A 25641-nucleotide genomic window follows, 5' to 3' on the forward strand; every position below is an offset into this window, starting at 1 on the left:
CGCGGAATCCCTGTTCGCCGGGGTTCGCCGGAGGAAGATGAACACCGGCGAACACGGCGTTGCGGGGGCGAGCAGGTGCAGTACGGACGGAACGGCAGCGGCGACAATCCGGCACTCGTCGAGCTGCGCGCGAGGCTGAGTGACGCGCTGGCGCGCAGCCGGATGGACAAGAAGGATCTTTGTGCACGGTCGGGGCTGGGTCGCACGACCGTGTGGGAGGCGTTGCAGGCGGGCGAGCCGGTGCCCTCGGCGAAGACGGTGGCGGCGCTGGCCCGCGCATTGAAGCTGCCTGTCGGGGAGTTACTGGCTTTGCTGCGTGACGCGGCCGAAGACGGGGGCGGGAAGCGGCCGACACCGGGACGACCCATCGCAGAATGCGAGCCGCACGCGCTGGAAGTCCATCCGGCCGGGCCCAGCACCCTTGTCTACGGCAACGAGGTGCGCGTGCTGCCGGGGTACGTGAAGCGCGCACACGACCTGGTACTGGCTGAAGCGGTCCAGGGCGCTGCAGCCGGCCACAGCCGCATGGTGGTTTTGGTAGGCGGTTCATCGACGGGGAAGACCCGGGCGTGCTGGGAGGCTGTGCAGCCGCTCGCGGACATGGGGTGGAGGCTGTGGCATCCCTTCGCCCCGACCCGCGCCGAGGCCGCCCTCGACGATCTACACCGCGTCGCTCCTCAGACAGTGGTGTGGCTGAACGAAGCCCAGGACTACCTCGGCGATCGAGAGGCCGGCGAACGCATTGCCGCCGCGCTCCACGACCTGCTCACCTCAGACGAGCGTGGTCCGGTGCTGGTGCTGGGCACCCTCTGGCCCGAGTACGCCGCCCAGTACGCTGCCATGCCCTCCCCAGACAGGCAGGACCCGCACAGCCGGGCGCGGGAACTCCTGTCCGGTCGCACGCTGACCGTCCCGGATGCGTTCGATGCCCAGGCTCTGACCACTGCGGCAGCCCTCGCCCGGGACGGCGATCAGCTGCTGACCGACGCCCTCACCCGCGCCGGCGCCAGCGGGCGGGTGGCCCAGGACCTGGCCGGCGCTCCCGAACTGCTCCACCGCTACGAACGGGCGACGCCCGCGGCCAGAGCCCTGCTGGAGGCGGCTATGGACGCGCGCCGCCTCGGGGTCGGCCTCCACCTGGCGCAGGCATTCCTCACCGACGCAGCCGCCGACTATCTCACCGACACCGACTACGACCAGCTCACCGAGGACTGGTCCCAACGGGCCTTCGCCGAACTTGCCGAACCGGTCCACGGCAAACAAGCCCCCCTGCGCAGCACCACCACCCGTCCCCAGCAGCGACCGCCCACACCTTCCCCACCTGCCCACACCACGCACCCGGCAACTGCGGGGCCGATGCTCCGGCTCGCCGACTACCTTGAACAACACGGCCGCACCACCCGCAGACCACTGTGTCCGCCCGATTCCTTCTGGCACGCCGCCCTCACCCGCCTCACCCGCCCCGACGACCTGAGCAACCTCACCGAGGCAGCCCACACCCGGCACCGCCTGCAGTGGGCCCACCACCTCCGACACCGCGCTGCCAACTGCGGCGACCCCGGCGCTCTGGCCCGCCTGGCCGAGATGCGGGAGGAGACTGGGGACCGGGAGGGCGCCGAGAGTTTCGCCCGGCAGGCCGCCGACCACGGCGACCCCGGTGCCCTGGCCCGCCTGGCCATGTTGCGGGAACGGGCTGGGGACGGAGAGGGCGCCCAGAGGCTCTACCGGCAGGCCGCCGATCGCGGCGACTCCTACGCTCCGGCCCAACTAGCCATGTTGCGGGAACGGGCTGGGGATGGGGAGGGCGCCGAGAGTCTCTACCGGCAGGACGCCAGCCGCGGCAGTGCCTACGCCCAGGACCGCTTGGCCGAGTTGCGGGAAAGGGCCGGGGACCGGGAGGGCGCCGAGAGTCTCTACCGGCAGGCCGCCGATCGCGGCAACCCCTACGCCCTGGCCCGCTTGGCCGAGTTGCGGCAGAGGGCCGGGGACCGGGAGGGCGCCGAGAGCTTCGCCCGGCAGGCCGCCGATCGCGGCGACTCCTACCCCTTGGTCTGCCTGGCCGAGTTGCGGCAGAGGGCCGGGGACCGGGAAGGCGCCGAGAGCCTCTACCGGCACGCCGCCGATCGCGGCGACCCCCTTGCCCTGGTCTGCCTGGCCGAGTTGCGGGAAAGGGCCGGGGACCGGGAGGGCGCCGAGAGTCTCTACCGGCAGGCCGCCGATCGCGGCGACTCCTACCCCCTGCTCTGCCTGGCCGAGATGCGGGAGGAGGTTGGGGATGGGGAGGGCGCCGAGAGTTTCGCCCGGCAGGCGTCCGACCGCGGCGACCCCGGCGCCCTGGCCCGCCTGGCCGAGATGCGGGAGGAAGCAGGTGACCACGAGGGCGCCGAGAGTCTCTACCGGCAGGCCGCCGACCGAGGCAACCCCGGCGCCCTGGCCCGCCTGGCTGAGATACAAGAAGAAGCAGGTGACCACGAGGGCGCCGAGGGCTTCGCCCTGCAAGCCTCCGACCACGGTGAATTCCGCGCCCTGGCCCGCCTGGCTTTGCGACGGGAGGTGGCTGGGGGCCGGGAGGGCGCTGAGAGCTTCTACCGGCAGGTTGCCGACCGCGGTACGAAGTACTACAACGTGCTGGGGCGGTTTCTCGCAGAGTGGTGGCCCAACGGCCTCGACCCAGACGGCACTCCCACGCCGCCATGGCAATAGCGGCGGTGCGTGGCGGGCGGTGTGCGGTTAGTCCGCCTCGACGTATGCGACCAGGATCAAGGTGCCCAAGGCGGTCGGCACGTACACGATGCGAACCCCGTCCTCGCGGTGCTCACGGATCGAGCCGTGCTTCGACGGGACGCCGATCTCGGGATTCCTGGAGATGGTCACCAGAGCGGGGTCCAGCCGGAGTCGCTCGGCCTCCGTCATCCGCTCGATCTGCTCCTGCGCCACGTCGTAGAAGACGATGCAGGCGCGCCTCGGGCCGCCGTGCCGCCCCATCAGGCGACGTGGGAGGTCGGGGCCGAGTCGTCGAGCGGGGGCTGCCCGAGGTTCTCGCGCAGGTCCTCCCACGAGATGATGCCGTCCAGGTTGACTCCCTCGCCGGCCAGGCGCTCCAGGACGTAGGCGATCCGCGGGTCGCTGTCAGCCATCTCCCGCGCGTCGGCCCGCAGGGCCTCCTGCTCGGCCGGGTCGAAGACGAGGTGCATCGCGGCCTCCAAGTCGTAGATGCTGCAACGAGGCTAGCGCAGGAGCGGTTCACCGGAACCCGGAAGGCGAAGAGGTACCCCAGCACCTGGTGCGCAGGCTCGCCCTGTGGCGCGGCGGAGACGAAAGCGGCCGGCGCCCACTTCCGCCGAGGCGGGTGGCAAGGGCGCCGGCCAACCGAAAACACACACTCCGGGAAACCCGAGAGGCGTATCTCACCTCCGAGTGTATCCGTACGCCGCGGCGTTGCGGACGCACTCCACTTGCCAACGGTGATGTAAACTAGGTAATGTTGTCTTGTTTGCGGGTGGTGGCAGCCCGCGCTCCCGAACACACCGACACCCTGGAGGCCCCGTGTCCTTCTCCCTCACCCACCCCGCCAACACCGTGACCCAGGCCGAGGACGCCGCATCAGCCTGGCCGGCCACCGCCGCGGCCGCCGATGCCGAACTCGCCCGCCTCGCCGAGCTCCTGGCCGAGGCCAGCATCACCGTCCTCCCCGCCGCGGGCGTCCTGACCGTCCCCGGCCTCGCAGCCGGCCCGGGCGACACCGTCGGCATCCGGGTGCGCACCACCAGCAACCCGCCGCACGCCCTGTACGTCATCGCCGCCGGCCACCTCACCCCGCACGCCGGCGCCGACAGCGCCTTCGCCCACCTCCACCCGCTCATCGAGGCGGCCGCCCGCCCCTGCGACGGATGCGGTGCCAAGGCCTTCAAGCCGTGCAACCCGAACTGCCTGCCCGACCCCTCGACCGACTGACACCACACCGGCGGGGCGCCTCGCGCGCCCCGCACCGTGACGAAGGAGAAGCACGTGATCCGCGCCGGACGCCTGCAGCACGTCCAGACCATGTCCGACCTGGCCGACGCCCTCGGCAAGAAGCTCACCACGATCCGCAACCAGAAGCCCTACGCCGCAGAAGGCCACCCGGCACCGATCAGCTCGCCCGACGCCCGCAACCAGCTCTGGGACGCGGAGCAGACCGCGGCCTACTACGCCGGCGAGCCAATCCCCGAGCTGCCCCAGGTCGACGACGACGAGGACCTCCTGGACCGCCACGAGGCCGCCGAACTGCTCGGCATCGCCCCCGTGACCTGGAACACCTACAAGAAGGACCCGGACCTGGCCGCCGCAGTCGTCCTCGTGCCCGCCGGCCCCAAGGGCACCGAACACTGGCCCCGCCGGGTGATCAGGGCCTACAAGGACAGCCGGCCGGGCCGCGGCGCCGGCGGCGGCCGACGCGAGGGCAGCGGCGACATGATCCCCCGCGACGAGATCCTGCCGCGGATCGCCGAGCTTCTGGACGCCGACCCCGCCGTCACCGTCGAGACCGTCTCCGACACCCTCGGCATCACCAAGTTCCCCACCGCGCAGTCCGGCCTGGCCACCTTGCGCGGCCGGCGCATCGCCGACCTCGTCCGGGAGCAGCCCGGCCTCGACCTGAAGGACGCCGCTCTCCAGCTCGGCTACCCCGCCATCACCCACCGCGCCGCCGTCGCTTTCGCCGAGCGGGAGCTCCGCGCCCGCGATGATCAGCCCTACCTGCAGCACACCGCCGACGTCCTGGCCGCGGCCGGCATCGCCCAGCAGGCCCAGGTGGAGATGCGGCAGCTCGACGGAGGCGCCGTGGCCGCCGCCGTGCTGCTCGACACCGACCAGCCGGCCGCCGCGGTGTGGGACTCCCGCTACGGATGGCGGACCTCGACCAGCCGTCGGCACCCCATCGGCAAGGACACCGGTACCCCGCCCGAGGGCGAGGGGATCCGCTACCTGGGCAGCGGGCTGCGGCCCGATCCCGAAGAGCTCCTCGCCGCCCTGCGCGACGCACGCAAGGGCACCAAGCGTCCCCACGCCGGGCACTGAACCGAGCCCCGGCCATCGAGACGGAGGCGCCGGCGCCCGTCAACCTCACCCACGAGGACAGGGCGAGGTACACCGTGAACAGCCGAGGTGACCGTCGAGTCGACAAACGCCGAGGTCGCGGCCCCTGTGCGGACCGCGGCCTCGGCGAAAGAGACGTCCCTACGGCTACCCCCAGTCGCGCAGCTCCCGCTCCAGCTCCCTGAACCGGGCGGTCCGGCGCGGAGCGTTGCTCCCATCAGGAGTGCTGCCGAGCGCGAGCACGGCATCGGTGACTTGGTAGGTCACCCGATAGGCCAGCACATCCAGAGCGGTCTCCAGCCACTCCTCCGCCCTGCGGGAGGGTGCCATCGGCCCAAGCGCCGTGGCGAACCACACCGGCAGCAGCTCGCTCCCGCTCAGAGCGTCAGACAATCGGCTGCGCAGCCGGACCCGCAGCTGGGTGTGCGCTCTCTGTCCCGCCTCGATGACTCCTGCCGCCCTCGCGCGCAGAGCGTCGTCCGCCGCCAGCTGCGCCCGGGCGCCCTGCGCAGCCCGGACGAGGTGGGCGACCCGTTGCTGGGTCTCGTGTGCCGCCGTGGCCGCTGAAGTGAACTCCTTCTCGGCCTGAGCGCGGCGCGGGTCGCCGGCCGCAGTGGAGGCCAGCACCTCAGCGGCCTGCCGAACCGTGGCCCGATGCCCGGCCAGGGCCTCACGGGCCTGCTCAAGGTGAGAGATCCTGGACTGAACGCCGGCGCGCTTATGCGGGGAGAGCAGTTCCTCCTCCGCGGCCAGGCCCTCCTCGACGGCGAGACCGAGGCCGCGGAGCTTGCCGCCGCGATCGGAGTCCAGGTCGGCGACGACAGCGCCCTCGGCCTGCCGCAGCTGCCGCTCCAGAGCAGCCACCCGCCTGGCGACCCGCTCCGTGCCCGCGTCCGCTGCGGAAATTGACTCCTCCAGCCCGTCCGAACGGGACTCGGCTTCCTCCTTCGCCTCTTGCAGATCGCCCTCAAGGACCTCGAAGCGCCGGATGGTGCTCCAGCGATGTTCCTCGACGCTCCGCTCAAGGTCGGCCAGCTTCGACTGGACGTCGGACAGGACGAAGTCGGTCTTTCGCTCGAAGTCTGCGTGGCTGCGCTTGAGCGCCTCAATACGCGGACCGTGGTCCTCGGTGAAGTAGTCGCTCATGCACTCGCCTTCTTCGCAGCCTCGCTCAGTTCCAGGGCGAACCCGAAGACCGCGATCCACCCCAGCGCGGGCAGGAGCCACAGCCAGCCAGGCAGCACGCCGAACACGAGGAGAGGAACCAACACGGTCACCACAGCCAAGATGCCGGCGCCCATCCGCAGGTCCTCGTGCTTGCCGGCCTGCGTCTTCCTCCCGGAGACCGCGAGCACCACGACCAGGACGAGCTGCAAGGCGGACAGAACAGCCCACCCCCAGCCGATCCACCCCAGCAGCGCCGCCGACCCCAGCAGCACACCCTCCGCCGCATGTGCACCCAGAGACCAGAAGAACGCCTTCGCGCTCGCCCTGCGCCGCGGCTCCTCCAGCCTGGCCGGCACCTCCGCCTCGTACTCGATCAGCTCCGACCCAGCCCTCACCAGCCGCGCGAAGGCGGCCTCGTACGCGGGATCGTCCTCCTCCAGGCCGTCCAAAACCCGCAGCGCCGCGGTGATCTCGGCCTGCCTGCCCGCGACCTCCTGGGCTATCTCCTCGTGAAGCTCGGCCACCCGTCCCCCTTCCTCGCCAGCAGCGGAAGCCTTCCCGCCCGCGACGCCCGTCAGCCGCAAACCGGACGGTATCGGCCACTTCCCGCCGCGCGTCGGAACTTCGCCCGCAGTGGCCGAATCAAGATCCTCGACGGCCAGCCATCGCCGTCACCACGCCGACCAGCGCAGTAGCCCTCGGGCCGCCTTGAACAGCTCCGCGAGAGACGGGCTCTCCGACACGGTGAACCCCCGCGCGCCCAGAAACACTGCCGCAGTGGTGACCTACAGAGCTCTCCGCGCGACCCCTGATCAGAGCAGGCCCCTACCCCCAGCCGGAGCGTCAGCCGGCCTGCCGGTAGCTGGCCGCCGGCCCCACCGTGCCGGAACCGAACCGGGCGTTGAGCAGGTCGATAGCCCTCTCCGCCCGCAGCCGCCGCTCCCGGCCCTGGTCGAAGGACAGCTGCTCGGCCACCGCAGCCGCGTCGACCAGCTGCTCACAGCGAAGCGCGATGCCGCGCACCCTCGCCCGCTGGAAGCCCAACGCCCGGTACATCTCGTACGCGGTGTCGCGGAGGTCCTCGGTGTGCGCGCTCGGGCTGCCGGGCAGCTGACGGCTGCGGTGGACCTGGGAGCGGTCGGCCAGGGTGACGGTCAACGTGATCGTCCTCGCCGCCTGCCGCCGGGTCCGCAGCCGGTCCCCGAGCTCCACCGCCAGCGACAGCAGCGCGGCATGCACGGCCTCGGGGGAGAGGGTGTCGAGGGCGAACCGCCGCTGCGCGGCCGTGCTGTGCGCAAGCTCCGTGGGCACCACCACCCGGCGGTCGATGCCGCGGGCCACCTCGCGCAGCTGCCGCCCCGCGCGCCCACCGAGGACTCGCTGCACGGTCGCCTCCGGCAGCTGCGCCAGCAGACCGATCGTGTGCACCCCGAACTGGACCAGGCGCTGCTCCTGGGCGCGCCCGATGCCGTAGAGCTCCCCGACCGGCCGGTGGTGCAGGAACGCGGCCACCTGCTCCGGCGTGGACCCGACGGCGACCAGGCCGCAGCGCTCGGCATCGCGGGAGGCCATCGCGGCCACCGACCACGTCGGCCCGACCCCGATCACCACGGGCAGCCCGTACAGGGCCATCGCCCGGGCCCTGATCATCAGCCCGAGCTCGGCCGGGTCCCGGTCGAAGAACCGGATGCTCCCCGACACGTCCGCCACCAGGACCGACGGCGGGACCGCCTGGACCACCGGGGTCACGTCCGCCACCAGGCCGAGGAGCAGCCGGTACACCACCGGGTCCACGTCCACGGGGCAGCGTAGATGCAGGATCGGGGAGCCGGCGCCCACCGGATCCCTCTGCAATTTATTCGAACAGGCACGCCGGAAAGCGGAACGAGGGATTAGAACAGAGATACGATATTGAGGTGATCTACAGACTCCTGCCTCGAACGCGCCGCCCCGGCCCCACGCCGGGCCGCCCGGTGCAGCCGGCCAGGGAGACCGTCGCTGCGGCAGACGACCGCCGGCCCCGCAGGAAGGCGTAGGCGATGGCCGCCGGACGCGATATCGACTGGCTTCTGCCGCCCGACGTCGAACGACTGCGGACGCTGGAGCGCTGGTGCCTGGTGCTGCTGGAGCTGATCCGCGGCCGCATCGCGGAGATCGAACGCGAGGACCGCGTCGCCGAAGCCGCCCGGAACGGGCCGATCGTCACCCCGCTCACCGCGTGGAAGCTGGAACACCCCATCGGCAGAGGAGGGCGCATGCTCGCCCACACCGCCGACTGTCGCCTCGCCTCAGGCCGTACGCGGCCCACCACCCGCGAGCAGGCACTCGACGCCCTCCGCCAGCCCCAGGTCGAAACCTGCTCGATCTGCCCCGCCGGCCAAGAGCTCGGCATCACCGACCCCTGAGACCGCTGCGCGCGGCCGCCCCACCTCGGCCGAGGCCAGCCACGACCGCGGAGCCAGCTTCCCCACCGGCTCCCTGGTCCGACGACCGGCCGGGGCCCGGCCCTGATGACGGCCGGGCGTTCCCGATCGCGCCGAGCAGGCCTCCGCGCTCTGAGCCGACCGGCTTGCCCAGCTCGCCGAACCCGGCTTGCCCACCGCGCCCACAGGCTTGCCCGACTCCGTGCACCCAGGGCTTGCCCAAGAGGTGGCCAGGCTTGCCCAGGGCAGCAAAACACCAGCTCAAATCGCTTGCCCACCCCTACGCGGGGGCGGGCTGGACGGTCAGACGCTGTGCGGATCGTGCAGGATCGTCGCCCAGCCGGCCACGTCCTGCCGTACGCCGAACCCCATGTCGACGTTGTCGAGGAACCCGGTGGACACGCGCATGTCCCGCAGCGCCATCTTGTACCGGCCGGCGAGCACGTCGCCGACCCACACAGGCAATGTCCGGCGCCGCGACGCCCTCCTGGGCGGGGGCGAAGCTGCTGGCGATGCAGCCGGCCAGGGGCTCTAGGAGCAGCGCGACCTTCGCCTGGGCGTCGAAGTCGCCGACGGTACCGACCGCGCGACCCAGGTGTCGGAGACCGGAATCGCTGTGCCAATCATCTGGCCATTGGACGAAGAGCCCGAGGCTGTTGTCCACCACGTGTAGGGCGGTCGGGACCGGCAGGTTCGGGATGTCATCGGAACGGGGGCGCGGAGTACCGGAGTTGACTCTGAAACTGGGTCTGACCAGCATTTTTGCCACGAATATCCCAGTAGAATGACCAGCATCATGCAGCTCAGGTACTCCTTCCGGATGTACCCGAACGGTCCGCAGCGCTCGGCGCTGGCCAGGGCGTTTGGGTGCGCTCGGGTTGTCTTTAATGACGCGCTTCGCGTCCGCGAGACCGCCCGTGCCGCAGGGCTGCCGTTCGTCTCCTCAGCCGAGCTGGGCAAGCAGCTCACCGAGGCGAAGAAGACGCCCGAGCGGGCGTGGCTCACCGAGGTGTCCGCCGTCGTTCTCCAGCAGTCCCTTCGGGATCTGGAGACCGCATACCGGAATTTCTTCGACTCCCTCAAGGGCAAGCGCCCCCGCATGGGAGCACCCCGCCTCAAGTCCCGCAAGGACAATCGGCAGGCCGTACGGTTCACCGCGAACGCCCGCTGGAAGATCACTTCAGGCGGGGATCTGTCGTTGCCGAAGATTGGGGACGTGCGGGTGAAGTGGTCCCGGAGCCTGCCGTCGGTGCCGTCCACGGTGACCGTGGTCAAGGACGCCGCAGGCCGGTACTTCTGCTCGTTCGTGGTCGAGAGCGACCCTGACGTAGACCGAGCCCGGATGCCCGCCACGGATGCCGTGGTCGGGATTGACCTGGGCCTGTCGCACTTCGCGATCCTCTCCGACGGAACGAAGATCGACTCCCCGCGCTTTCTGCGCCGCGCTGAGAAGCGGCTCAGGAAGGCGCAGCAGAACCTCAGCCGCAAGGCGCAGGGATCGAAGAACCGAGACAAGGCCCGTGTCAAGGTCGCCCGCGCCCACGGCCGGGTGGCTGATGCACGGCGCGAGTTCCACCACCAGCTCTCCACCAAGCTGATCCGCGAAAGCCAAGCGGTCGCAGTGGAAGACCTGGCGGTCAAGGGACTCGCCCGCACGCGCCTGGCCAAGTCCGTGCACGACGCTGGATGGTCGGCGTTCGTCATGATGCTGGAGTACAAGGCCGCCCGGTACGGGCGTTCCTTCCATCGCATCGGCCGCTTCGAGCCCACCTCACAGGTGTGCTCCCAGTGCGGCGTCCAGGACGGCCCCAAGCCCCTGAACGTCCGCGCGTGGGAGTGCGGGGCGTGTGGGGCCGTCCTTGACCGGGACATCAACGCGGCGGTCAACGTCGCCAAGGCCGCTGGACTGGCGGTGTCAGCCTGTCGAGCGCGGGTAAGACGGGGATCTGTCCCCGCGCAGCGCGAAGAAGCAGGAACCCACCGAGACGGTCAGCCGACCGTGGTAGGAATCTCCGCCGTTTAGGACGGGGAGCGGAAGTCAAGACGTGATGTCCGGCGAGCCCCGGCCCGGCCGCTACGACCTTCGGTACCACCGTCCGAGGTAGGGAGGAGCCGGCCTGCCCGGTGCGCTGCCGTGGTGGTGTGACTCGCATCGATAGTTGTCACCGGTGATGCCCACCGACCAGGAACACTCTCCCGGGATCTCAGCGCTTTCTGTCACTGGATGCGCGTGGTTGTTGTCACTTCCGGGCTGTTCTCAATCGTGCTGTCACCAGCTCCGGAGAACGGCGCCCGGCCGATGCCGGGGGCGGTTTCTGGTGGCGTCACGGAGCACGTTCCCGTGTACATCCTCCGTCCGGGGCTGCGTCCCCGGACGGAGTCGCGATGGGTGTCACCCCGTTCCCGTTGGCAAGCGGGATGCCGTGACTTCAAAAGGACTGGCCCGATTGCACAACAGCGAAGGATCATCCTGTGATGCGCTACGCCCATGAGGATGCCGAACTGCTGGCCCTGGTCCGCCGATACGTCACGCCCGAGCGCCGCTATCTGAAGCTCGGCGGCAGTGTGCTGCGCATGCGCAGTCCTGAGTACGACCGATTTGTGCGAGCCCTTGGCGAAGACGCGCGACTCATCACCCCGGACGAGATCGCCACCCTTCTCGAGGGCGGGTGGCGTGAGCGGAGGACCGCCGCATGGCTTATCGCCGTAGGCCGCCGGACCGAGTTCCGTGAGCGACTCGGTGAGCTGCTGCTGGCCAGCGAGGTCTGCTGCGTGGGGTTGGCCTATTGCGTGGCCTTGGCCGGCTTTGGCACTCCCCGCGACGCCGATCTGCTAGCCGCCTATCTTGATCGCTACCTTCGGCGCCCCGACCTCGCCTACGACCAGACCGTGGTCATGGGTGCCCTCGTGTTCACCTCCCTGAACCTCGGAGGCGACCAAGCCGCTCGATTCCTTGGCCCGGACGGCATGTGGGAGCAGTGGCTCCATGACGCACCGCACATGCAACACACCGCAGACCCTGCTGCCGCCCTGAGCCTGTTCCGCCGACTCTGTGCCTTCGTCGACGAATGCGCGGAATCGGAATGACCGTAGCCTCCCCGCGATAGATCGCAGCGGTGGTTGTCACCAAATGTGCGCGGTAGTTGTCACTTCTGAACCGGTCTCAACCGTGTTGTCACCAGCTTCGGAGATCGTTGGCCGGGCGGGACGCGATGGCGGTTCGCTGGGTGGGTGAACGAGGACGCTCCTGAGTGCGTACGCCCCCGGGCTGCCGGGCTGTGGTCGCATGTCTGCGGTTGGGAGGATCTTCTCGTTCCGCTGGATGTGGCACCGGGCCGGACGACGCTGGGCACGGGGGAGGGGTGGACGCGTCGCTGGTCGGTGACGTGGCGGAACGGCAGGGGCGAGGTGTCGTGCGCGGTGCGCGATCTGGCCCAGATGCCGCTGGCGGACGGCGGCCCGACTCGCTGGTTCTCCTGGCGGCGCGGACAGCGGCACCGCCCCGGTTTGCAGTTCCTGGTGAGCACTGGCCGACACCACGGCGCCGAGAGCCTGGAGGAAGCCCGTGTGCTGCTGGCTCTGGATTTCGCCGGCGATCTGATCGACGTCCTGTCCCAGCCATTGAAGCTGCGATTCCAGACTGCCCAGAGGCATCGAGAGCACACCCCGGACTTCCTCGCCGTGACACGGTCGGGAACTTGGTTGATCGACGTCCGGCCGAGAGACTTGGTCAGGAGCGAGGACCTTGAGTCATTCGCCGCGACGGCCGAGGTCGCGCTGGTCTGCGGCTGGCGCTACATGGTCGCGGCCGAGTGGCGGACGCACGTTCTGACGGCGCTGGATGCCTTCTCCTCTCAGCGGCGCCAGCTGGGGGACCCGCTCGGGCTACGGCCGGCCTTGCTCGTTTCGGCTGGCCAGGGCCTGTCGTTCGGCGAGCTGGTGGACACGACGCCGTTTCCGCCGGTGGCCAGGGCACAGCTGCTGCATCTGCTCTGGCACCGGCACCTTGGCGCCGACCTGGGCGGTCCCTTCGGTGACGCCTCGCTCGTCGTGAGTCCCGGAGGGCCGGGGCGGTGACAGCGGCGAGGGTGCTGGACTTGTCCCCTGGCGCCGGGCTGATGCTCGACGGCACCGAGTGGACGGTGGAGCGGCGGGAGCCCGAGCTTGGCCGGGTCCAGTTGGTGGCCGTCGACGGCACCCGGCAGCGGGTGAGCTTCCGGTTCCTGGCGAATCATCCTGCCTGTCGGCCGTCCTCCCGGACGACGTCGACCGGAGCTGACCGCGGCCGACAGTCGAAGACACTACGGGATCTGGAGTCCGGCAAACGGGAGTTGGCGGCGTTCAGGCTGGCCCACCTGCTGGAGGTGGCCACCGGCTTCCGCAGTGGGGATCCGCTGAGGCCGGGGCCGGTTGAGCCCAAGCCTGAGTACGACCCGGCCACGACGACGCTGACCAGCCGCCGGCTGGCGAAGGTCGCCGAGCTGGGGGCCATGGACCGGTGTGAGGCGAAGCTCCTGGGGCTGGACCGGGTCAGCTATCGCACGCTGATCCGCTGGGACCAGAAGCGGGAGGAGCACGGACTGGTCGGATGCGCGGATGACCGCTGGTTGCGGGCGAGCGGCGGTCATCCGAGCATCACCGAGGAAGTCCGTGAAGCGATCTTCGCGGTCCGGCAGGAGACGCTGCACCGGTCGAAGGTGACCATGCGGACACGCGAGCGCATGATCCACCAGTACGTCCGTGAGACCTTCCGCGACCGGGAAGTCGATGTCCCCTGCTACAACACGCTGAGGACGGTCTGGCACGAGTGGTTCGGGCCGGGTGGCTCTCGCCAGCGTTACGTCCGGTCCGGCGAACTGCCCGAGAAGAACGGGCACGTGCTGGTGCACCGTCCGGGCCAGGTGGTGGCGTTGGACACCACGGTGCTGCCGGTGATGGTCCGGGAGAGCGTGTTCGGTGAACCGGTGAAGGTCCACCTCACACTGGCGATGGATGTCCACACGCGCTCGCTCTGCGCGTTCCGGCTCACGCTGGTGTCCGACACCTCCGTCGACGTCGCGATGCTGTTGCGGGATGTGATGCTGCCGTTGCCGATGCGGGACGACTGGGGCGAGGACCTGGAGTGGCCCTACCCGGGCTTGCCGGCGGCGGTGGTCGCCGAGTTCGCCGGCCACAAGGTCGCGGGCCTGCCTTTCTTCGCACCCGAGACAGTGACGACGGATCACGGGTCGGTCTACCGCAACCACCACCTGGTCGAGGTCGAGCGGGTGGTGGGCTGCAACATCCTCCCGGCCCGGGTCCTGCGGCCGACGGACAAGCAGACCGTCGAGCGGGCTTTCGGCTCGATCCGTTCACTGCTGTTCGAGCAGCTGCCCGGCTACACCGGTATCGACGCGGCCGACCGGGGAGCCGATCCGGAAGGTGACGCGGTGCTGACCATCGACGAGATGGAGCACCTGATCGCGACGTGGATCGTGTCGGTCTGGCAGAGGCGGCGGCTGGGGGAGTACGCACCGAGCTGGGATCCGGGCGGGGACCACAGCCCGAACACTCTGTTCGCGGCCTCCTTCGCGCAGGCCGGGTTCGCGATGGACATCCCGTCGCCGGAGCTGTTCTACGAACTGCTGCCGGCCCACTACGTCGGCATCGACGCCCGGCGAGGGGTGAAGATCCGTGACCTTTGGTATGACGGCCCGGCCCTGGCGGACTACCGCGGCCAGCGGTCCACCCGTGGTGGCCGGCACAAGGGAAAGTGGGTGATCCGCCGCGATCCCCGCGACCGTCGGCGGGTGTTCTTCCAGGACCCGCTCACCCACTGCTGGCACCCGCTGGAGTGGACCGGGCTGCCGCCGGACGGCCAGGCTCCGGCCTTCGGGGACGCACGGGTACGCGAGCTGATGGCCAAGGTCCGTGCCAGCGGGATGCAGCCGAAGTCCGACCAGGAGCTGCTGCCGGTACTACTGGAGCTGATCGGGCTGCGGGCACCGGTCAGCGGTTGGAAGAGCCTTCGGAAGACGGAGCGGACCGAGCATGCCCGCGAGATGACCCAGGCCGCTGCGGCTCAAGCTGATCGGCCGCCGCAGGAGCCCGCTGCTGACCGGACCGCGGATGTCGTGGAAGCCGGCGCGGTGGTGACGTCGTTGCGCTGGAGCCAGCGTGCCAGACAGGCCGAGCACAGCATCGACACCCAGCGTCGGCACCGGCGCGAGCAGGCCGTCCGCCGCCGTCCGACGCCGCCGCCCGCCCTGGGTGAGTCGTCGGGCAGACGGGATCTGTTCCTCCTCCCGGAGGACGACGAGGAGGAGCCGCATGACGGACCACACGCACGATGAGAGCGGCATCGTCCCCTTCCTCCGGTCCGGGCCGCCGCCGGACCGCACCACCTGGGAGGGCTGGCAGCAGTGGCAGCGTCAGCGCGGCACGTTCGTTGCGGCGCCGCGGCTGTCCTTGGAGCAGTACGCGGCGCTGAGCCCCAGGCGGAGGGCCCTGAACGATCTGCACCGCACGGCCACCCACGTCAACATGGGGCTGCTGGAGACCCCGATGAGCGCGAGGGTCACCAAGCTGATGCGGGGCCGGCTGCGGAACAACGCGCTGAACTTCGAGCCGGGCACCCGAGACGGCCTCATGATCAGCGGTGGCGGCTTCCTCGGGAAGACCGAGACGGCCTGCGCAGCCGCCGCGGCCTTCGAACAGCTCTGGCGGGACCTTCACCGGCAGCTTCTGCCCGGCCCGGTTCCCGGCACCCGCGACCTGTTACTGCCGGTCGCCTACTGCCGAACTCCGGTGCGAGCCACCCCGAAGGGGCTCTGCGGGGCCATCCTCGACTTCTTTGGCGCCCCGCACCCCAAGACGCTCAACGGCATGATCCGGCAGGTCCGCAACTCGATCCGCGACCATCACACGACCGCGCTGCTGCTGGACGACATCACCCGGTTGCGGCTCCACCGCGAGGACGACCAGGACACCCTCGACCTGGTCCGCGAACTCATGGACCTCAACGTCACGCTCGTCCTCATCGGCGTCGACATCCCAAACTCGGGGCTGATCAGAGGCGGTCACGCAGATCCCCGGACGGGACAGTGGGCGCTGGGCCCGACCAGGGCAGGAAGCAGCTTCAACCCTTCCGCAGCCACCCAGACCGAGCGTCGGTTCGACCTGGTCGACCTCGACCCGTTCGACTACGACACCACCGAGGGCATGGCTGCGTTCATCGACCACCTGGCCGGCCTCGAGGACCGGCTGCGGCTCCTGCGGACCAAGGACGGCATGCTCACCGACGGCGAGATGCCCGAATACCTCTTCCGCCGCACCCGCGGCATCGTCGGCCTGCTCAAGCGGCTGATCGAGGACGGCTGCAGGGAAGCCATCGAGTCGGGGACCGAGAATCTGACGCCGGAACTGCTGGCCACGATCCCTATCCGGCTCGGCAACGTCGCCGACCGCGACCCGAGCGCCGGCGAAATCCCCGAGATCCCGGCCGCGGAGCCGGCCAAGAGCATCGCTAAACGCCGGAGGGGTCGCAACACCGTCTTCGACGACCGGGGCGGGCGAACCGCTGATGCCTGAAGCCCTCAATGTGAGGCAACTACGTCCTATGGCACGAAGCCTCGACCCTCTGGAGGGTGAGGCCCTGTCCGGCTACATCCTTCGGCTAGCCCATCGCCTTGGCGTCGATCCCCTGAGCCTCTACGTCCGCACCGGACTCACCGGCACCCGGCCTGAAGGAACGAAGATCACTCGGGTCTCGCCAGCTCTCGGTTTCAGCCTCGACGACATCAGTTCTGACGCGTTCTCGCGCACGACACGACTGTCCCGCGAGGAGGTCACCCGGCTGCTGGTGGCCCCGTTGGGAGTCCGCTATGGACCTCTGAGCACCGAATACTCCAAGTCTCAGGCCGATGAACGGTCACGGTTCGTCTCTCCGTGGGTTCTGTCGGACGGCACCCAGTACTGCCCTGACTGCCTTGCCGGAGACAGGTCGTCACAGATCGAGCAAGCGCACGGCGGAGCATGGCAACGGCTCTGGCGCCTGTCTGCCGTCTTCGCCTGTCTTCGGCATGAGCGCTTCCTCCGGCAACGATGCCCCGACTGCGGCGAGCAGGTTCAGGGCGAGGCGAAGAACCTGATCGCCCGGCCGCGAGACGGTGATCTCCACCCCACCCAGTGCCGGTCATCCGAACTGGTCGAGACCCTCCGGGCTGCCCGGCCGGCCTGCGGAGCCGACCTGGCCAAGAGCAACCAGCTGCGAGACTTCCTGCCCACGGCGAGTCGCAGTCGCGAGGCTGTCTTCGCCACCCAGGCCAGGCTTCTGTCCTTCCTCGCATCGGACGGACCGGAGCAGGTCAGCAGTGTTGGCTGGCTCGTCCCCACGGCTCAGTACTTCACCGACCTACGGACGGTCGCCACGCTGATCCTCATGACCTGGCCTGAAGCACGACCCCATGCCGCCACCTCAACACTGGCCAAGATTCTCGATCAGGAAGCCGAGCAACGGCACCAGGCGTTCGAGAACGTGCGGGACATCCCAGGCGCCTATCGGCGAAAAGTCAGCGTCTACATCGCGCCACCCGAGAACCCCACGGCCACCGCCGGGGTCCTCGAGATGGCGGACCGCTTCCTCAGCGTTCCGGATGAGCACGAGGCAGCCCGATACCTCGAACCCCTGGCGGTCGAGGCGACCTACATTCACCGAAAGATGGGATACGCCCTTCGAACCAGACCTGGAACGTCCTTCCCACTCCAGGTCGCCCTCCTGGCCCACCGGCGCGACAAGAGCAAGGACACGACCGCCGAGGAGATCATCACCATGCGTGGCGGCTTCCGAAGAGCCACTCGGTGACAACTACCTCTGCGAAGTGCCAACTACCGCTGAGAGGCACAGGTGGGCAAGCCCATGCCGCGGTGTCTCTGCGGCAGTTGCACCGGAGGGGGGCTGGAGGGTTGCTTGCAGAGGTGCACTAGGAGTTGCACCGGAGGTGTGACCGTGAGTGGGACCCCCACTTTTTCGATCTTGAGCGTTATGCCTGGTCAGGCCCCGTGGGCAAGCCCCCTTGCCACGACGACACCTCTTTCTCCGCGATAGCCGGAGGAAGAGGCCTGATTCTTCTCGGGGCCGGGCGGGTCTCGACCACCACGGTCCAGCCCAGCCCAGCTCAGGCCAGCACGGGCCCGGCCCCCGGCTCGCTCCGCAGCCCGGTCCCACTCGCCGGCGCCCGCTCTCTGTATCCGCCGCCGCCCGCTGTCCGCCCCGGCCAGGAACGCCGCGTGCGCTCCCGCTTGAAGGCTGTGCCCGGACATGCCGAAGCGGCCCCGCCGGAAGGCGGGGCCGCTTCGTGTGGAGCTTGGTCAGTGCATGTCCCAGTCGACGCAGCGGCGCTGGGGGAGCGGCGGCTCGGCGCCGAGGCGCAGTGCCAGCCGGACCGCCGCGCGGTCCCGCTTGTGTGCCGCCTGCTGGTACCACTTCCTGCTCCCGTCCTTCAGGTGGGAGATCCACGGCCGCTCCTGGGACTGCAGGTGCGCGGGGCGGTCGTTGTAGGTACGGGCCATCTCGGGGCTCCTCGCTGTGGATTTGTTGTAGTGCGTGTTTCGCGGTCGCTGACCGGCTGCCACCGCCGATCAACTGAGACAACTATAACTATCACTCGTCACGTTGGTCAAGTGGGGGTGTCGTGGTGTCGCCGCGCGGTGCGATGCGGGCGGCCGAATGGGTGAACGTGAAATCGGGGCGAGGAAAAGGCCGTTCAGGCTTCCCGGTAGTGATGTGTATGAGTTATAGTTGTCTTGTTGGTCGGGAGTGGCACCCGGCCAACACCCCCACCGAACTCACACGCTCCAGGGAGAAACCCGTGTCGAACTCCATGAAGATCACCGCCGGTCAGACCACCACCCGCACCCTGACCGACCTGATCCGCGCCATGGACGGCGAGCGCGCCACGACCATCACCTACGTCGACAGCAAGGGCGAGGAGTCGGTGCGCACCATCGAGATCCACAACATCCTCACCACCAGCAAGGGCGCCATCATCGTCCGCGCGATGTGCCGCGCCCGGGGCGAGATGCGCACCTTCAGCCTGGAGCAGATCAAGGCGTACACCGTCCACCGCATCCGCTTCGTGCTCGCCGTCCCGGAGGAGAAGGCGGCCGAGGTGGTCCCGATGGCCCACTTCGTCTTCACCTCGGAGCAGATGATCGACATGGAGCTGGAACGCGACTACCCGGCGCCCAAGCTGAAGCTCGCCGCATAGGCGAGCGGGGCCCGCCCCTACGGGCGGGCCCACCGCCGCCGCGCCCCACCGGGGGGCCGAGCCCCGGCCCCCGGCCACCCACCCGCACGAAAGAGCCGAGGATGACCCAGCGCGACACGCAGCCCGAGACGCCCGTCTGCCCCGGATGGGGCGAGCCCTGCGGCAACGAGACTGCCGAAACCGCCGACCTCTGCCCCTACTGCCACATGGCGCGCCTGGACACGGAATCCCCCAGGATCCCCCTCTGGCCCCGGGGCTGGGGCAGGCGGAACCGCCCCGCCCGCCCCAGCCCCCGACATCGGCACCTCTCCCGCTGAGCCCCATGCCACGCCACCGGCCCACCCGCGCCCCTCCCCGGGGCGATCCACCCTCCCCGACCCTGGAGTCCCCATGCCCGCAGCCGACTCGTACGAATGGCAAACCGCACCCTGCCCCGACTGCGCGGATCCCGCTGCCCGCCTCGTGCCCGGTGACAGCGACCGCGCCGACATCCTGCTGTGCACCCGCTGCCCCGCGCACGGGCGGCTTCCGTACCGCGACCCCGCCGACATCTGCGCGCGCCTCCCGTTCGGCGTCCTGCTCGCCATGCGCGGCGGGGCGCTGCACATCGGCGTCCCCGCCGTACCGCACGGCCTCAACGCGTACACCCGCTCGGTCGTGGCGCTGGCCACAGAGCGCGGGCTCCTGCCCGTGTGGCGCCCCTCCACCCGGCGCCACCACGTGACCCTGGCTGCGCCCGGCCCCGAGGGCGGTTGGGGGTGGATGGAGGTGGGCGCCCGCTCCGGGAAGATCCTGCGCGCTACCGTCCACCCGCACGGGCGCAGTGCGCCTGGGATCCCCGCCGCCGGGCCGCGCGCCGTCCGTCAGCTGGTGGCGCGCCTCTACGTCGCGGGCGTGACGGGCGATTGCGGAGCGGTTGTTCCGGGCGCTGCGGCGGCGTCTCGCTGACATCTCCGGGCGACGTCGGCCCTCGCGACCGGCGGGGCCCGGAGGGTGGCGGCCGCCGGCCGTTCCCGACCCAGAAATCTGACGAGTAATCAGGAAAGAGGGCAGAGTTGCGCGAGTGATGAAAAGCGGGTATTGTTTTCTCGTCGGGACGGGGTCCCGAGGCGGCAGTGGCAGCCGCACACCGAAAACGCACCACCCCAAGGAGATCCTCGTGAACACCTACCGCGCCGCGTACGACGTCATCGTCACCGCTCGCGAGCTGTACCCCGAGGCCACGACCGTGGAGGTCTACAACTACGGCGTGACCATGCGCCTGGGCGTGTTCAACGCCGACACTGCCGAGGATCTGACGCTCCCCCTCCTCACCGCCCGCGCCGTCAGGATGGCCCTGGATGCCGCCGCCGAGGTGTATGCGGCCCTGGCCTTCGGACCTCCCTCCGCCTGGCCGAAGCAGTTCACCATCACCCACACCGGGGCCTTGAACGTGGCCGACGCCGACCGCGCCGCCGGGGACCACGTCTTCAACGGACGTGTCTTGACGGGTATCGGCGAGCAAGCCATCCAGGCAGCACATGACATGCTCACCTACCGCCGCGCGGTGAACCGCTCCGGGGAGCTGTGCGAGGCCATTGGGCTGCGGTACGACGCGGCGGTTGGAAGCCTGGAACTGTTCACCGGCGTCCCGAAGGGGTGCCGCCTCCTTGCTGTGGCCCGCTCCATCGTCAAGCACAACCCGGTGAACCCTCGTTCCGCCCGGATCGCGGCGGCAGCTTTCGCCCGATAGCGAGTCCCTTCCGGCCCGGGCTCCGATCCAGGGAGCCGGGCTCTCTCGGGCTGGATGCACCGGGAAGAGGCCGGTCTTCCGGCCGCTGCGCGACCTGCCCGAGCCGGCCCCGCGCAAGAGGTCGGCCGGCGGCCCGGCGCCGCTGCACCGGGCCAGGGTCATCGGGGACGTGCTCTTGATCGCGTGACTGCACCTCCTTGCGAAGTGATGAATGGCGTGTATAGTTGTCTCATGGTTCGGCGGTGGCAGCCGACCACCCGGAAACGCTCAACTCGGAGGCACTGCATGAGCACCCACACCCTCAGCACGACCCGGCTCGACGCCGTCATCGCCGAAGGGACCGACCACGGCTTCACCCGCATCCGCCTGGCCGACGGCCACGCCCTCCTCGTCAAGGTCCGGCCCGGCGGCCGCGCGGCGGACGAGGTGCTCCTCTCGCCGGGCCTCACCGCCCCGGACACCGAAGCCTGGGCCGAAGAGGACTCGTGGGAGGAGTGGCTCACCGGCGGGGACCTCGGCGCGGAGACCGGAACGTTCCTGGACGTGCCCACCGAGGCGCTGCGCGACCTGATCGCCGAGCACGGCGGCGAACACGAGGACCAGGAGGGCGAGGACGCCGCGCCGAGCGCCGGGGGCACCGCGGCCGGAGAGGCCGCCCAGGAGCTCGGGGCCGAGCTCGCCGAGCTGCACGGGGCGTTCGAGCACGGATACGGCGCCGACGACATCCGGCGCGTCTTCGGGCGCATCAACGACGAGGGCGGCCCGTACCTGGTCTGCGTGTGGGACATCGCCGACGACTACGGATTCGGCGGCAACGCCGACTTCTACGCCGAGGACGAGGAGTGCAAGCTCTTCGAACTCAAGCCGGACGTCTACCGCTGGCTCACGGGCCAGCAGGACAGCCCCGGCCCGCTGGACACCTGGGTGGGCGCGCACGTTCCCGAGCTGGTCGAGTTCGCCGCCACCGACGACCGCCACAACTACGCCCGAACCGAGCGCTGACCGTCGCTGCACGCGGCAGGGGGCGGGATCTCCGCCCCCTGCCCGCGATTGAGCAGGCTGCCGAACGCTCAGCATCGAAGGGATCTGCATGAACGAGACCCGACGCGCTGCCGGCCCGCGGCCGGAGGCCGGGTTGCTCGCGTACCCGGTCATCCGCCGCCCGCAGCGCACGCTCACCCCCGAGGAGCGGGAGATCGTACGGGGAATCTCCAACCTGAACTTCCAGGGCGCCCTGATCATGGGCATCGTGGACCCGGTCCCCAACCCCTCGCCGATGGAGGAGGCTGAGGGCGCGTGGGTGCGCGAGCAGGTGTGGCCCGCCTACCTCCAAAAGATCGAGCGCAAGTACCCCTTCGGCTTCGCCCGATGGGCCATGTGCGAACGGGGCACCTGCTGGAACTGCTGGTCCGGCCGCTGCGACCTGTGCGTCCACCGGCAGGAAGGCGGCCCCCACGTGGACGGCAACATCGACTGGGTGCGAGACACCCGGGGCAGGTGCGTCGCCCAGTTCATCGTGCGCCCCGGCGGCGAGCCGTGCGTGTGGTCGTGCCGGTGTGCGTGCCCCAAGAGCGAGCCGACCCCGGAGGGGCCTGCGGCTCCCATCGAGGACGAGGCCGTACGGGAGGAGGTCGATGAGGAGCCGGGTGAAGTCTCGCCGGGCATCCGCCGGCGCCAAGGCTCTCCGGACAACGCTGGAGCGCAGTACGCCCTGTTCTGACAGCCACCCGCGCTCCCCGCTGCCAGCGGGGCGCGGCGTATGCCCGATCGCCGGTGAGCATCTGGGCCCGCCTGCGGCGCGCCTGTGAAGGGGCACCCTTGCGGAAGTGATGAATTGTGAGTATAGTTTTCTTGTCGGTGGGGGATTCCCGCCGACATCCCACCCCCCTCTCCAAAGGAGTCAACATGACCGTCGCCACCGCCTCCGCCACCCAGACCGTTCTGGAGCCGGGCACGGTCGTGCGCACCCCCCGCTACGACGAGGGCAAGAACACCGGTGTCCGCCGGGCCATCGTCCTGGGCCTTTGGAACGAGAACGCGCCGAAGGACGGATACCGGGTGTGGTTCTACACGCTCGGCGCCCCCTCGTTCGCGCCGAGGACGCTGGGCATGGCGTTCGCCAACGAGCCCGTCGTGGTCGGCACGGTCGACGACATGTCCGAGCGCGCCCTGCTCCGGCTCTACCTCCAGCTCCGGGACTACAACCTCCGGAGCCTGGCTGGGTACGGCGCCGTCGAGCGCCGGATCCAGAAGGCGGGCCTGCGGCTCCGCACGCTCCGCCGGGGCCAATAGCCCGATGCCGGGGGCGGCGCCACCGCCCCCGGCCCCGCCCGCCGGTCGGCCGTGGCAGCCGACCGGCACCGACAACACACCCCACACGCAAGGAGCCCAGTCATGGCCCGTACCACCTTCGTCGCCTCCACCGGCTGCACCCGCACCAGCGAAACCCGCCACTACACCCACGCGGTCATCGCCGACCGCCGCGACGGCGAGGGCCGCATCGTGCACACCTGGTCCATGTCCGCGGCCAACGTCACCAGGGCCGCCCGGACCGCCGAGCGCGCGGGCTGGAAGAACATCACCGTCGAGGAAGTCAACGTCCAGGAGAAGCCGGCACGAACCCGCAAGGCCACCCCGAAGCAGGCGCCCGCCGCCCAGCCGGCCCCGGCCGCCGAGCGCGAACCGCTCGTCCTCTACGCCGTCCGCCCGGCTGCGGGCGAAGGCTTCGACGTCGTCAACACCTCGGGCCTGGTCGTCTCGGGCGACTGGCAGACCGAGGCCAGCGCCCAGGAGCGCGCCGACTACCTGAACGCCCAGGAGAACCACAAGCGCACCGAGGACGCCCTGACCGAACCGCAGCGCCGGGTGTACGCCGTGGTCAAGCGCGACGGCTCGATCGGCGCCGGATACGGCCACAACCTCACCGCCGTCCGGAGCCTGCACGCCGCAGGCCTCGTCAAGCTCACCGAGTACGGCGCGGGCTCCTGGAACGCCGTCCTCGTCCCGCCGCCCGCCGCCGACCCGGCCGAGACCGCTCCGGCGGCCGGTATGGGCGTGCTGCCCCAGGACGCCGAACACCCGGCGGCCGCCGCCGCCGTGACGGCCCTGTCCGGGCAGCCGCTCGCCGACGTCAACCGCCCCGACGACCTCGGCGAGGTGGCCGGCTACTGGGTCCGGCCGGACGGCACCAGCGGCCGCCTGGCCGTCACCTGGGTCGAGAGCGGCAGGCAGACCACCGGCGCCGACGGGCGGCCACCCCTGGCCCGGCTGAGCATCGCGAAGGAACTGTTCGAGCGTACCGAAGGCTGGCTCGTCGAGCCCGGTGAGCACTCCTCCCTGCACGTCTGGCACGTGCCGACCCTGGAGTCCGCGGCCAAGCAGGACGCCGCCGCCGACCAGGCCCAGGGTGCGATCACCGACACCTGGACCATCACCCACACCGGCCTGCCCGAAGGGCGCTGCTTCCTGAGGGTCGAGGCCCCCGACTCCGACGCGGCCTTCGCGGCCGCCCTGGCCACCCGCGCTGGCCGCCTGGTCCAGCAGGCCGGACACCGGCTCGGCGCGCGGCGCCTGAGGGAAGCGGACCTGGCCCGCATCGTCGGCGAGCGGGTCCGGCACGTGGCCACCGGCCAGACCGGCACCGTCGAAGCGGTGGACGTACGGATGACCGGCGGCCGCGCGTACCGGGACGGCGTGACCGTCGCCGTTGACGGCCGCTCCCGCAAGACCGCGCGCTCCCTGGCATGGGAACCCCTGCCCGCCGACGAGGACTAGCAGGCAGGCCGCTGACCCCTTGGCGCCCGGCCCCACCTGGGACCGGGCGCCCCTCGCCCCGCTCCGCCGCCCCGGTCGGTACCTGGAGCGTCCGGCCGCCCAGGGCCTCCGACGGACGTCCCCCGATGCGCAGGAAGGAGATGACGGATCTGAGTGCACCGGCCGAAGGCGAGTTGCTGCGCCCCGAACTGGCCGCCCGCGGCCGCCATGCTTTCCCTGGCACCGATGGCCACATGGCCTTCCTGAGCGCGGCGGCCGACCCGGGGGCCGTGGACGAGGAGAACGCCGCATACGGCGTCCCGCACGTCGTCGGCGTCGAGTTCCCCGCTGGCGTTCACTGGCGGCCGCGGTCCAACAGAAGGGTGGCCGCCGGGCGGCATGGCCGACCGAGGGCGGTGCAGCGCTCCTCAAAGTTCGGCGGAAGCCACCCGCGTCCCACGAGCCGGGGATGGGCGGGGAACGCTGTCACAGCGGCCAGGACGAACAGAAGGGACGCCCAGGGGGTGTAGAGCTGGATCGTCGTCTGCCGACCTGTGTGGACGTTGCGGAAGCTGGTCTGGAAGACCTCGGGTGCGACCAGGTCGATGGTGTCCAGCCCGCCCCAGGCGAGGTCGAGAGCGCTTGTGGGGTGCCCGAAGTAGACCTTGCGTGTGGTGATGGTGATCTCGCCGGTTCCATCAATTACCCAGCGCGGTTGTGCGTCCTGAGCCGCGGCGCGCCGGCGGGCTGAGTTGCCGAGGGCCGCGCCGGCCATGCTGCCGAGCACGAACGCCGGCCTGCCGAATGCGACCACGCTGTTATGCACGTAGCTGCCATCGCCCAATGCCCGCCACGTCACGCGCATCGCGGCACCCAGGGCGAGCGCGCGCTCGCCAGGCTCTAATCGAGCAGTCGTGACTACCAGGGGACGTTGAGCGAGCCGCCCTTCGGCCAGGTCGGCGATGATGTCGCACGAGAGCCACAGGTACTCGTCGAGCAGCGACCACCCCGGGCGGTACTCCGTGTTGGCCGCGAAAGCGTACAGGCTGCTCAAGTCTCTGCGCTCCCTCTCATGGCATCTCACTGATCGTCAGCGTTCCCGGCTCACCCTACTGGTGGCCCTCTGTTCCACTAGTAGGGAGGAGCCCCTGAACCGAAGTGATGCGTCTTTGGTATAGTTGTCTTGTTGGTCGGCGGTGGCAGTCGACCACACCGGACACACATCCTCAGACCCTTCGGAGAG

Annotated in this window: 25 protein-coding genes; 17 read left to right on the forward strand and 8 right to left on the reverse strand. The window is 70.3% G+C overall.

Annotation, left to right across the window (positions count from 1 at the left end; all coding sequences use genetic code 11):
- Positions 1-75: 75 nt before the first annotated feature.
- Positions 76-2703 (forward strand): helix-turn-helix domain-containing protein, encoded by a 2628-nt coding sequence (locus AB0469_RS35275; protein ID WP_366455603.1) that lies wholly within the window; start codon positions 76-78, stop codon positions 2701-2703.
- 27 nt (positions 2704-2730) lie between these two features.
- Here AB0469_RS35275 and AB0469_RS35280 read toward each other — a convergent pair whose 3' ends face one another.
- Both AB0469_RS35280 and AB0469_RS35285 read right to left on the reverse strand, forming a co-directional pair.
- On the reverse strand, positions 2731-2985 hold the full coding sequence (locus AB0469_RS35280; RefSeq protein WP_366455604.1) for a hypothetical protein: 255 nt from the start codon (positions 2983-2985) through the stop codon (positions 2731-2733).
- Positions 2985-3206: a hypothetical protein gene (locus AB0469_RS35285; RefSeq protein ID WP_366455605.1), complete on the reverse strand. Its 222-nt coding sequence runs from the start codon at positions 3204-3206 to the stop codon at positions 2985-2987. Before AB0469_RS35285 ends, AB0469_RS35280 begins: the two co-directional genes overlap by 1 nt.
- 340 nt (positions 3207-3546) lie before the next feature.
- Here AB0469_RS35285 and AB0469_RS35290 point away from each other — a divergent pair, with 340 nt between their 5' ends.
- Positions 3547-3954: a hypothetical protein gene (locus AB0469_RS35290; protein WP_366455606.1), complete on the forward strand. Its 408-nt coding sequence runs from the start codon at positions 3547-3549 to the stop codon at positions 3952-3954.
- A 54-nt stretch (positions 3955-4008) separates the two neighbouring features.
- The gene (locus AB0469_RS35295) at positions 4009-5058 is read left to right on the forward strand and encodes a hypothetical protein (RefSeq protein WP_366455607.1); all 1050 of its coding nucleotides are present in this window, start codon (positions 4009-4011) and stop codon (positions 5056-5058) included.
- Between the two features lie 165 nt (positions 5059-5223).
- Here the strand turns inward: AB0469_RS35295 and AB0469_RS35300 are convergent, their stop codons facing one another.
- The 3 genes from AB0469_RS35300 to AB0469_RS35310 all read right to left on the reverse strand — a co-directional run bounded on the left by AB0469_RS35300 (position 5224) and on the right by AB0469_RS35310 (position 8043).
- Positions 5224-6222 carry a CopG family transcriptional regulator gene (locus AB0469_RS35300; protein ID WP_366455608.1) on the reverse strand — a complete coding sequence of 333 codons (999 nt, stop codon included), beginning with the start codon at positions 6220-6222 and terminating at the stop codon, positions 5224-5226.
- A complete protein-coding gene (locus tag AB0469_RS35305) occupies positions 6219-6767 on the reverse strand; it encodes a hypothetical protein (protein ID WP_366455609.1) in 549 nt (182 codons plus the stop codon). Before AB0469_RS35305 ends, AB0469_RS35300 begins: the two co-directional genes overlap by 4 nt.
- A 319-nt stretch (positions 6768-7086) precedes the next feature.
- Positions 7087-8043 carry a hypothetical protein gene (locus AB0469_RS35310; RefSeq protein ID WP_366455611.1) on the reverse strand — a complete coding sequence of 319 codons (957 nt, stop codon included), beginning with the start codon at positions 8041-8043 and terminating at the stop codon, positions 7087-7089.
- Between the two features lie 239 nt (positions 8044-8282).
- Between AB0469_RS35310 and AB0469_RS35315 the strand changes: the two genes are divergently transcribed.
- Positions 8283-8648 (forward strand): DUF6233 domain-containing protein, encoded by a 366-nt coding sequence (locus AB0469_RS35315; RefSeq protein ID WP_366455612.1) that lies wholly within the window; start codon positions 8283-8285, stop codon positions 8646-8648.
- A 321-nt stretch (positions 8649-8969) separates the two neighbouring features.
- Here the strand turns inward: AB0469_RS35315 and AB0469_RS35320 are convergent, their stop codons facing one another.
- The gene (locus tag AB0469_RS35320) at positions 8970-9125 is read right to left on the reverse strand and encodes a hypothetical protein (RefSeq protein WP_366455613.1); all 156 of its coding nucleotides are present in this window, start codon (positions 9123-9125) and stop codon (positions 8970-8972) included.
- Positions 9126-9462: 337 nt separating this feature from the next.
- Here AB0469_RS35320 and AB0469_RS35325 point away from each other — a divergent pair, with 337 nt between their 5' ends.
- The 6 genes from AB0469_RS35325 to AB0469_RS35350 all read left to right on the forward strand — a co-directional run bounded on the left by AB0469_RS35325 (position 9463) and on the right by AB0469_RS35350 (position 17508).
- Positions 9463-10689: an RNA-guided endonuclease TnpB family protein gene (locus AB0469_RS35325; RefSeq protein WP_366455645.1), complete on the forward strand. Its 1227-nt coding sequence runs from the start codon at positions 9463-9465 to the stop codon at positions 10687-10689.
- Positions 10690-11141: 452 nt separating this feature from the next.
- Positions 11142-11753 carry a DUF6000 family protein gene (locus tag AB0469_RS35330; RefSeq protein ID WP_366455646.1) on the forward strand — a complete coding sequence of 204 codons (612 nt, stop codon included), beginning with the start codon at positions 11142-11144 and terminating at the stop codon, positions 11751-11753.
- Between the two features lie 333 nt (positions 11754-12086).
- Positions 12087-12743 (forward strand): TnsA-like heteromeric transposase endonuclease subunit, encoded by a 657-nt coding sequence (locus tag AB0469_RS35335; protein ID WP_366455614.1) that lies wholly within the window; start codon positions 12087-12089, stop codon positions 12741-12743.
- Between the two features lie 41 nt (positions 12744-12784).
- Complete coding sequence (locus AB0469_RS35340) at positions 12785-14998, forward strand: transposase (RefSeq protein WP_366455615.1); 2214 nt, start codon at positions 12785-12787, stop codon at positions 14996-14998.
- Positions 14976-16235 carry a TniB family NTP-binding protein gene (locus AB0469_RS35345; protein ID WP_366455616.1) on the forward strand — a complete coding sequence of 420 codons (1260 nt, stop codon included), beginning with the start codon at positions 14976-14978 and terminating at the stop codon, positions 16233-16235. The genes AB0469_RS35340 and AB0469_RS35345 overlap by 23 nt, the downstream gene beginning before the upstream one ends.
- 28 nt (positions 16236-16263) lie before the next feature.
- Entirely contained in the window at positions 16264-17508 is a 1245-nt protein-coding gene (locus AB0469_RS35350; RefSeq protein ID WP_366455617.1) for a TniQ family protein, read from the forward strand.
- A 506-nt stretch (positions 17509-18014) separates the two neighbouring features.
- Here the strand turns inward: AB0469_RS35350 and AB0469_RS35355 are convergent.
- A complete protein-coding gene (locus AB0469_RS35355) occupies positions 18015-18215 on the reverse strand; it encodes a hypothetical protein (protein WP_366455619.1) in 201 nt (66 codons plus the stop codon).
- 299 nt (positions 18216-18514) lie between these two features.
- Between AB0469_RS35355 and AB0469_RS35360 the strand changes: the two genes are divergently transcribed.
- The 7 genes from AB0469_RS35360 (at position 18515) to AB0469_RS35390 (ending at position 24419) form a co-directional block, all read left to right on the forward strand.
- A complete protein-coding gene (locus AB0469_RS35360; RefSeq protein ID WP_366455620.1) occupies positions 18515-18913 on the forward strand; it encodes a WYL domain-containing protein in 399 nt (132 codons plus the stop codon).
- 390 nt (positions 18914-19303) lie between these two features.
- The gene (locus tag AB0469_RS35365) at positions 19304-19861 is read left to right on the forward strand and encodes a hypothetical protein (protein WP_366455622.1); all 558 of its coding nucleotides are present in this window, start codon (positions 19304-19306) and stop codon (positions 19859-19861) included.
- A gap of 211 nt (positions 19862-20072) precedes the next feature.
- Positions 20073-20645 (forward strand): hypothetical protein, encoded by a 573-nt coding sequence (locus AB0469_RS35370; RefSeq protein WP_366455623.1) that lies wholly within the window; start codon positions 20073-20075, stop codon positions 20643-20645.
- A gap of 285 nt (positions 20646-20930) precedes the next feature.
- On the forward strand, positions 20931-21647 hold the full coding sequence (locus AB0469_RS35375; protein WP_366455624.1) for a hypothetical protein: 717 nt from the start codon (positions 20931-20933) through the stop codon (positions 21645-21647).
- An 88-nt stretch (positions 21648-21735) separates the two neighbouring features.
- Entirely contained in the window at positions 21736-22365 is a 630-nt protein-coding gene (locus AB0469_RS35380; protein ID WP_366455625.1) for a DUF6248 family natural product biosynthesis protein, read from the forward strand.
- Between the two features lie 185 nt (positions 22366-22550).
- The gene (locus tag AB0469_RS35385; RefSeq protein ID WP_366455626.1) at positions 22551-22937 is read left to right on the forward strand and encodes a DUF6409 family protein; all 387 of its coding nucleotides are present in this window, start codon (positions 22551-22553) and stop codon (positions 22935-22937) included.
- 102 nt (positions 22938-23039) lie between these two features.
- Positions 23040-24419 (forward strand): hypothetical protein, encoded by a 1380-nt coding sequence (locus AB0469_RS35390; protein WP_366455627.1) that lies wholly within the window; start codon positions 23040-23042, stop codon positions 24417-24419.
- Positions 24420-24753: 334 nt separating this feature from the next.
- Here the strand turns inward: AB0469_RS35390 and AB0469_RS35395 are convergent, their stop codons facing one another.
- Entirely contained in the window at positions 24754-25452 is a 699-nt protein-coding gene (locus AB0469_RS35395; RefSeq protein WP_366455628.1) for a hypothetical protein, read from the reverse strand.
- Positions 25453-25641 lie beyond the last annotated feature (189 nt).

Origin of the sequence: Streptomyces sp. NPDC093801 (assembly GCF_040701585.1) — a bacterium.
In the GTDB taxonomy this organism is placed as follows: domain Bacteria; phylum Actinomycetota; class Actinomycetes; order Streptomycetales; family Streptomycetaceae; genus Streptomyces.